Origin of the sequence: Bradyrhizobium sp. th-b2, from assembly GCF_000426785.1 — a bacterium.
In the GTDB taxonomy this organism is placed as follows: domain Bacteria; phylum Pseudomonadota; class Alphaproteobacteria; order Rhizobiales; family Xanthobacteraceae; genus Bradyrhizobium; species Bradyrhizobium septentrionale.
In genome coordinates this window covers 1-8342 of record NZ_AUGA01000066.1, presented here as the reverse complement: position 1 = coordinate 8342, position 8342 = coordinate 1, and the positions used below count along the sequence as shown (strand labels likewise).

The 8342-nt window shown below is 63.1% G+C and carries 8 protein-coding genes and 1 pseudogene; 3 read left to right on the top strand and 6 right to left on the bottom strand.

All coding sequences use genetic code 11. The features are described 5' to 3' along the window. Positions 1 to 5: 5 nt before the first annotated feature. The 6 genes from K359_RS0140090 to K359_RS63645 all read right to left on the bottom strand — a co-directional run bounded on the left by K359_RS0140090 (position 6) and on the right by K359_RS63645 (position 6525). Entirely contained in the window at positions 6 to 1163 is a 1158-nt protein-coding gene (locus tag K359_RS0140090) for an acyl-CoA dehydrogenase family protein (RefSeq protein ID WP_029084251.1), read from the bottom strand. Continuing rightward, positions 1160 to 2938: an asparagine synthase (glutamine-hydrolyzing) gene (asnB, locus tag K359_RS0140085; RefSeq protein ID WP_029084250.1), complete on the bottom strand. Its 1779-nt coding sequence runs from the start codon at positions 2936 to 2938 to the stop codon at positions 1160 to 1162. Before asnB ends, K359_RS0140090 begins: the two co-directional genes overlap by 4 nt. 2 nt (positions 2939 to 2940) lie before the next feature. After that, entirely contained in the window at positions 2941 to 3972 is a 1032-nt protein-coding gene (locus K359_RS0140080) for a hypothetical protein (RefSeq protein ID WP_029084249.1), read from the bottom strand. Then, positions 3972 to 5504 carry a class I adenylate-forming enzyme family protein gene (locus tag K359_RS0140075; protein ID WP_165128185.1) on the bottom strand — a complete coding sequence of 511 codons (1533 nt, stop codon included), beginning with the start codon at positions 5502 to 5504 and terminating at the stop codon, positions 3972 to 3974. The genes K359_RS0140080 and K359_RS0140075 overlap by 1 nt, the downstream gene beginning before the upstream one ends. 28 nt (positions 5505 to 5532) lie before the next feature. Then, entirely contained in the window at positions 5533 to 5805 is a 273-nt protein-coding gene (locus tag K359_RS0140070; RefSeq protein ID WP_029084247.1) for an acyl carrier protein, read from the bottom strand. A 270-nt stretch (positions 5806 to 6075) separates the two neighbouring features. After that, complete coding sequence (locus K359_RS63645; protein ID WP_165123025.1) at positions 6076 to 6525, bottom strand: hypothetical protein; 450 nt, start codon at positions 6523 to 6525, stop codon at positions 6076 to 6078. Between the two features lie 770 nt (positions 6526 to 7295). On the opposite strand from K359_RS63645, the gene K359_RS62130 reads away from it, so the two are divergent. From K359_RS62130 to K359_RS54640, 3 genes and pseudogenes are all read left to right on the top strand, one after another. Beyond that, positions 7296 to 7523, top strand: a complete 228-nt coding sequence (locus K359_RS62130) for a hypothetical protein (protein WP_156928931.1) — start codon at positions 7296 to 7298, stop codon at positions 7521 to 7523. Between the two features lie 174 nt (positions 7524 to 7697). After that, positions 7698 to 7922 carry a UPF0149 family protein gene (locus K359_RS0140055; protein ID WP_029084244.1) on the top strand — a complete coding sequence of 75 codons (225 nt, stop codon included), beginning with the start codon at positions 7698 to 7700 and terminating at the stop codon, positions 7920 to 7922. Between the two features lie 62 nt (positions 7923 to 7984). Then, positions 7985 to 8342 (top strand): annotated as a pseudogene (locus K359_RS54640) (transposase); the annotation flags it as partial.

Below are 8342 nucleotides of genomic sequence, written 5' to 3'. Positions count from 1 at the left end.
TCCCTTCACCGCCCCGAAATCCGGGGCGAACGCGCCTTGATCATTTCGTCGGCAATGATCAGACGCTGGATTTCCGATGTGCCGTCGCCGATCTCGGTCAGCTTGGCGTCGCGATACAGGCGCTCCAGCGGCAGATCCCTGGAATAGCCGGAGGCGCCGTGTATCTGGATCGCGTTGCGGGTGATCTCGACCGCCATCTCGGAGGCGAAGAGCTTCGCCTCCGACGCCGCCTTGGCCAGGGGGAGCCCCCGATCGCGTAGTTCGAGGCCATGCGCGAGCAGCAGACTGGCCGCGTCGATACTGGTCTCCATGTCGGCAAGCATCCGCTGCACCAGCTGGAAGCGGCCGATCGGCTTGCCGAATTGCCGCCGGCCGACCGCATGGTCAACGCACAGATCGCGCGCCCGCTCGGAAATTCCGATTGCGATCGCAGCCATGTCGAGCCGGGCCGCCGGCAATGTCTGTTGCAGGATCGCGAAGCCGCCGTTCCGGCGTCCGATCAAATTGTCCCTGGGTACTCGGACTTCGGTGAACACGAGTTCTCCGGTGTCGGAGGCCCGCATGCCGAGCTTTCGCTCCTGCCGCCCCGTCGCCCGGAATCCCGGCATCCCTTTCTCGACCGCGAACAAGCTCAGTCCGAGGATGCCGGCGGCCGGCGACGTCTTGGCCACCACCACGGCCACGTCAGCGACATTGGCGTTGGTGATGAAGACCTTCGCGCCGTTGAGAAGATAATGGTCGCCGGCGTCCGTCGCGGTGGTGGCGGTCGCGGCGATGTCGGAGCCACTGCCGGCCTCGGTCATGGCGAAGGCACCGATGGCGTCGCCGCCGATCAAAGCCGGGAGCAACCGTCGCTTGAGCCGCTCGGAGCCGCCGAGGAAAATCGGCAGCGCCGCCAGCGTGGCGTGCGCGACGGCGCTCATCGCGGTCGAGGCGCAGGCCTGCGCGATCTCCCGGATCAGCCCGGCATAGACGGCGAAGCCGAGCGCGAGGCCGTTATAGTCGCTCGGAAAGCCCGCGCCGAACACGCCGAATCGCCCGACCGCCCGAAAGACATCGATCGGAAACTCTTCGCGCTCGTCGGCGGTCGCTGCGCCCGGCGCCACCACCCGCTGGACGAAGGCTCTTCCATTCGTTAGGATTTCGGACTCTGCGCTTCTCATGCCGCCACCCCGAAGGCCCGGTGCCACGCATCGAGCGCGACCAGGGCGTGCGCGGTCCTGAAGATCGCGAGGTTGTCGGTGCCTGCGAACTGGTTCTTCTTGCGAAAGAATTCGTCGACCTTCGTCCTGTCGAAATAGCCGGCGATGCGGGAGTCCGGTGCCTGCACCAGCGCGTTGGCGCGATTGCGCTCGGTCCAGATCGATTTCGGATCGACCGGGATGGGAACAGGCCGCTTCCGCCGCATCACCACGGCGGCGGGCAGCAGATCGGCAGCGAGCGTCCGGAGCACCACTTTGTTGCTGTCCGGCTTCGCCTTGTACGAAGCCGGCAGGTCGAGGACATATTCGACCAGGCGGTGATCCAGGAACGGCACCCGCGATTCCACGCCCCACGCCATGCTGGTCTTGTCGAGACGTTCGAGCATCTCGACCAGATAGTACTTCAGGAACAGGTACAGCAGCTTGTTGAGCGGATCGTCGCTCTCGAAGCTGGCCATCTCCGCCGACAAGGTGGTCTGGATCCGATCGCGGCACCGCGTTCGCGCCACGAAGGCGGGATCGAGAAGCGCCGCGACCTCGTCGAGATAGGGCGCCCACGGGAATTCGGCTGGTGTGCCCGCGCCGCAGCCATCGAGAAAAAAATGGTAGCCGGCGAACAATTCATCGGCGCCCTCTCCCGACATCACCACGGTCACGTTCGGCTTGACCTCGCGATAGAGCAGGAACAATGACGGCGCGGTCAGGTCGACCGGCTTCTCGACGTGCCAGGTGACACGGCTCATGACGTCGCGATACTCGTCCGACCGAAACAGAAATTCGGTGTGGTCGGTGTGATAGGCGCGCGCCACCAACTCGGCGTAGGGGCCGTCAATGTCGTCGTGCCGAAGCGTGTCGCCGTGGTCGTAGCCCATCGCGAATGTCTTGAGCTGCCCGCCGACATGTCCGGCGGCGAGCGCCGAGACCAGGCTGGAATCAAGGCCGCCGCTCAGAAGCGTGCCGAGCGGAACGTCGCTCACCACTTGCGCCCCGATGGCCGCGTCGAGCATTCCGCGCACCACGTCCCGGCTTTCCTCAAGCGAGGTGCCGGCGTGGCGCACGGCCGCGCGCGGCATCGACCAATAGATGTGAAGCCGCAGTTCGCCGTCCTGCAGCGCAAGGATCCCGCCGGGCGGCAGCGAGCGGATCCCCCGGAACATCGTTCTGCCGTCGAGCAGCGACGTGCAGAGCAGATAGTCCGCGACACCGTCGTGATCGACCTTGCTCCGGGCCGCCGGGTGCGCCAGGATCGCCTTGATCTCGGAAGCAAACAGGAAGACGTTGCCGAACACGCCATAGTAGAGCGGCTTGATGCCGAGCCGGTCGCGCGCCAGCACGAGCAGCCGCTTGGTGCGGTCCCAGAGCGCCAGCGCGAACATGCCGTTGAATTGCGCGACGCAGTCGATCCCGTCTTCCTCGTAGGCGTGGACGATGATCTCGGTATCGCAATCGGTGGCAAAGCGATGGCCCCTGCGCTGCAGCGACGGCCGAAATTCGCGGTAATTGTAGATTTCACCGTTGTAGGTGACCCAGACGGTGCCGTCCTCGTTGCCGAGCGGTTGACGCCCGCCGGCGAGATCGATGACCGAAAGCCGTCGATGGCCGAAGCCGACGGCGCCGTCGATGTGGACGCCGGCGTCATCGGGACCACGGTGCGAGAGCTGCGCCGCCATCCGTGCCAGCGCCTCCGGCGAAACCGGCCCTTCGCGCATGTCGAGAACGCCGCAGATCCCGCACATCGCTAAGCCCTCGGCCGGCAATTATCGCAGGAGCGGCACAGCAGATCTCTTTCGATTTCCGAAGCGAGATCGATAACGGTGCCGGTCGGATCGTTCAGTTTGTCGAGCGCCGCCTCGCGGGACAGGATGCCGAGCCTGACGAGCCGGCTCATCTCGTAATCATAGGGATGGAATCGATACAGGTTCTTGTGCCGGATGATGCCGAACGCGTTCAGCCGGCAATTCGTCGAGCTTGGATCGACGTCGGTGGGTTTCGACCAGCCGAGCCCGGCGAGAACGCGGTAGATTTCATGCTCGTCGTACCCTACGATCGGCAGCGGACTGACAATCGTCGGAAACGGACGGGTCTTGTACTCGTCGGCAGACAGCATCAGATAATCGTACGCCCATGACCCGGTCCGCTCCGCCAGCCGCGCGAACAACTGCCGGCGCAGCGGATGGGGAATGACGTTGTCCTTGAAGATCATCTCCTGATCCGAGGCGAGCACCTGCCCGGGTGTATTGCCCAGCATCACCAACGGGATGCCTTTCTCGATCGCGACGCGCAGCATCGTGGTGATGACGATGCGGATGCACGAGATGCAGACGCTGCTGCCGAACTTGGTCAGGTGATCCGGATAGACCCGCGCCAGCGCGCTCTCCAGGAAGAGCGCATTCATATGATCCTGGCGGTGCCGCACGATGATGTGGTCGATCGCGAGGGTGGAGACCACGTTGCGCATGTTGGTGAGGCAGGCCGCCGACACGAAACCGTTGTCGAACGTCACCGCCAGCAGCCTGAGACCGAGCTGCGACGCCAGCAGATGCAGCAGGTAGGAGCTATCCTTGCCGCCGCTGAACGCCACCACGGCGTCGTAGCGATGGTTCTGTCGCTTGGCCTCCGCGATGATGTCCGACAGCGCCTCGGTGAGGCGGGCGGACGGACCCGGCGCATCTGCGGCGGAGAACTCGCTGCACAGCGAGCAGACGCCGTCTTGGTCGATGGTGATTCCGGGGAAGGTCTCGGGAAGGACGCATACGTTGCACCGACGCATCACACCTGCTCCATCCTCAGGCGACCGCGGTCGATCTTGCTGTTGCCCGTCGTCGGCAGGTTGTCGACAAAGACGATGTCGTCCGGAACCATGTAGTACGGCAAATGCCGGCGGCAGTGCTGCGCCACCGCGGTCTCGCCGAGTGTCGCGCCGCGTCGGCACACGATGAAGGCGCGCAACGCCTGCGCGCCGCTCGGGTCCGGGCCGCAAGTCACCGCGGCCGCCGCAACGCCGTCGAGCGCTTGCAGGCACGCCTCGACGTCTTCCGGATAGAGCTGATAACCGAGCCGCTTGACCATGGTGTCTTTGCGGCCGACGAAGCGAAGATAGCCATCCGCATCAAGTGCGCCGAGGTCTCCGGTGTAGACGCGACCGTCCCGGAACGTCGTGGATGTCGTAAGTTTCCAGTATCCGGGCGACACGAACGCGCCCGCATGCACGATCTCCCCGACGGTGCCTGCGGGACAGGGTTTTCCGTGCTCGTCGACGATGCTGATGGTCACGCCGGGCAGCGGACGGCCCGCCGAGCCGAACTTGATAAAGAACTCCGCCGGAGCAAGACAGGTCGATCGGAACGCCTCGGTGGTGCCGTACATCATGTAGAAATCTGTCGACGCCAGCGTGCGCTTCAGCCGAAGCAGATCGGCCTCGGGAAAACTCTCCCCGATCAACGACAGGTAGCGCAGGCAAGGCAGCGCCGCGTCCGCGAAGGCGGGGCAGCGGTCTTGCATCATGCGCCAGAACGAGGGAACCGCATGAACGCCGGTGATCCGCTCGCCGATGAGCGTCGCGAGCACATCCTTCGGAAACAACGAGTCCTGCAGAACCAGCGTCCCGCCGACCGACGTCATGGTGAAAAGCTGGCTCAATGCACCGTCGAACGAGAACGGCGTCAAGCTGATCAGGCGGTCGTCGGCGACGTTGCCGAGCAGCTGCGCAGACACCAGCGTCGCCTCCGACAGGATCCCGTGGGTGACCATGATGCCCTTTGCGGACGCCGTGGTGCCAGAGGTGTAGATGATCGCCGCGAGGTCGTCCGCGGCGCTGGGAACACCAGCGAAGGTCGGGTCGTCGGGAACGAGGTCATGCATGATCGTTGAGAGCTCGATCGCCGCGACGCAAACCGCGTCCGGATCGCCGGCCGTCACCGGGTCGTCCGCGCCGAGCCTGATCAGCAGCGGCGGCAGCGCGGAGACGCGGGCGGCGCGCTCGACCGCCACGCGCTTGCTCGAATGAAAGAAGAAGGCGGCGGGTTCGCATTCCGCGAGCACATGACCGAGCTTGTCGTCGCGGAACGCCGGGTTGACATGGACCAGGACCGCGCCGACCTTCATGACGGCGAAGATCACAGCAACCTCCTCAACGCATTTCGCTGAATAGATCGCGACGCGCATGCCGCGTTCGACGCCAGCCCGGGCAAGAAAGGCGGCGATTCGGTTCGACGCCTGGTTCAGCGCCGTATAGGTCATGCGGCCTCTATGCCAGGCTATCGCCTCCCTGTCAGGGCAGTCGCGCGCAGTTCGGCGCAACATGTCATGAACCGGGATCATTCCGGGATGACTACCCATGTGAACGCGCGGCGGCTGCGCCGTGAGCGGCGTTCGCCTGAAGAGTCATGACCAGGTTCACCAGACCATCGACCGTGCCGAAACTAGCCATGTCGATCTCGTCGCCGGTGATTTCCAAACTGAACGTGTCCTCGATAAACGCCACCAACGACAGCACGTCGAGCGAAGTCAGCACACCGCTTTCAAACAGGTTGCTGGCATGGTCGAATCCGCGTTCGGATGAAATTTCTTCGATACAGACAACGATCGAATCGCGAATGCTCATAGGCATTTCCTCGGGCGCTGGCGCTTGCTCGGTTACTCTGGGGAGTTCAACTCTCGACACTTTCGCTCACGAAACGTCCACTACCGACGAACGGTCAACTCTCGACTTTTCTGCTCACGACACTTCTGCTCACGGACAGTCCGATCTCTCTCGACCTGCGGCCGGGACGCCGCGCAATGGCGACATCCCGTTCTCAGCAGCAGACGTGACCAGATCGGTCCGCCTGCGCGCGTTGAATCAGGGGATAGGTTTAGTGCACGTCCGGGCCGCTCAGGCCGCCTGACCCGTGTTGGGAACGACGGTGAGCCAGGTACCGGCCGCCGCGACTAGAACGGCAGGGACCTCGATCCGCCGCGTGAGAACCGCATTCGGATTGATCTTGATGAACGCCAATCGAGGCTCCTGCGTCGACGCCGCCTTGTCAGCGCGTTCCTCCGTCGGCTCGGTGTCGACCTGTTCTTTCGCAGGCGGCTGCTCGCTCTCGGGAGGAGGCGCCTCCGCGGCCACCGGACCGAGCGCCGGATACTCAATGTCGATTACATCCCCGGCGGCAATCTCGTACTGCGCCCCGTTCAGATCGACGAGGTGAATGGCCTCGGTGCTCGTCAACACTGTCGCGACGATCAGGACATCGGCGGGTGCCGCGCCTGCCTTGGTGTCGGTTGTCGAAGCCGGCCTCGCTGCTGACTGAAGTGCGGCTGCCAAGTGATCGACGGTCATTATGCGCTCCTCTGAGTGAGCTCTCGTTGCGGACCCAAGCGTCGTAAGCGCCCCGCCCCAAAACGTCGGGCGCCTGATAGGGGAGTTGTTTGTCGGAGCGACAGAAACGGAGAGCGTACTGACGAGCATAACGCAGGCACCCGCGAACTCCTTCGCGGAACAGATTGCCTACGCGCTTTGCACGCCTTTGAATGTCGATCCGTGTGTGGTCTTTGTTGTTGCGGACGAAAAATGCCTGCGCCCGTGACCATCCGTTTCGTTGTGATACGTCATGACCAGCGCCTGCACCATCCACCCTTTCCGGGATCACCTTCGCGGTGGCAACGTCCGATGTCGCCGTGCTGCCGCGGCTATAGCCCATCATCCGGCAGGCTTGGCTGACGTTGCCGAGCTGCTTGGCCAGTTCCAGCATGCGGAACTTTGCGCGAATGACCTTCTGCTCTAGCGTGGCGTGTTGTATTTTTCGTCTGGAACTAAGCCGAGCTTCTTCCATAGAAGGCCGCGCTGACATCCAAGTCTGATACATCTACCTTGGATACAAAGGCATGTTCGCCAATAACATCGTTCAGTGCCATTATTTGCTCCCTGTGCTGTGGCATCTCGGGCATCTCGCAGATTGCGAGAATTTGTGCCACACACAAAGCATGCTGTCGCCTCCTTGTCCTGGTAGGGGCAAGTCCGGGTTGCAATCTGTCAGCGCTACCATCGCTCACTAAAGGCTCTCGCGCAGCGGGCATTGATCGATCTCAACCAACTCGACGAGGTGCGGAATGGCCCGTTTCAAGAACAGTGCCGAAAGTTCGGTGGTGATGCGAAAATCCCAAATTGCGCATTTCCCTCGCCATTTCTTTGGTACGACCTCGCTGTTTAACGCGTTCGATGTCGCCTCGGGGGGCGTCATCGGCAAATGCTACAAGCGTGCTAGCTCTGCTTCCAGTCGCCGGGTCAGAGGCGTCAGCGAAGTTCGCGCGGCACCCAATGTGACAATCGCGCTATGAGCAACGACCGTACGTTGCGCAGCAGGTTGCGCAGCAGAAAGCCGCCTTTTGCGCTAAGCATGAGAAGGCGACCCTTGTTGGTCTGGGCGGAATTTCGATCTGTCGAGTCTCATGCGAGGCGTTGGAAGGCAATGGGCTTTGGCAAGGCCGTGCTTCCATGGAATTGGAGTGCCCATGTCCGGTCTGTCGCGCCGACCCAAGCAGCTTGACGAGGAATTGCTCGCCCTCGGCGAGGAAACGATGCTGCTCGAAGATCCTGACGGCTTTATCGCCGGTTTGCTGGCCTGCCCGGAGCAGATCACGCCCAGCGATTGGCTTCCAGTCGTGTGGCATGAGGACAGCACGGACCAGCCGGTCTTCGAGAATCTCGACCATACTGTTCGCCGTCAGCGCATGTGAGACAAATTGAAGGATTTTGCGGAGGGAGGATTTCTGGTTCATCGTAGCCAACAGGAGCGCAGATGGAGCAGAAATCCGGACTGGGCAAAGCGCCGGCAGAACAAGTGCTAAAGGACATTCGGCGCCAGACGCGCCGGCAGTATTCGACGGAAGAGAAGATCCGTATCCGTGCTGGAAGGACTGCGGGGCGAGGAGAATATCTCCGAGCTCTGCCGGCGCGAGGGCATTGCCGCCTCGATGTATTACGGCTGGTCCAAGGAGTTCCTCGAGGCCAGCAAGCGCCTCCTGGCGGGCGATACGGCGCGAGCTGCGACCTCCGGCGAGGTGAAGGATCTCCGCCGGGAGGCCGCCGCCCTGAAGGAGGCCGTAGCCGATCTGACCCTGGAAAACCGTCTGCTCAAAAAACGTATGGCCCCGCCC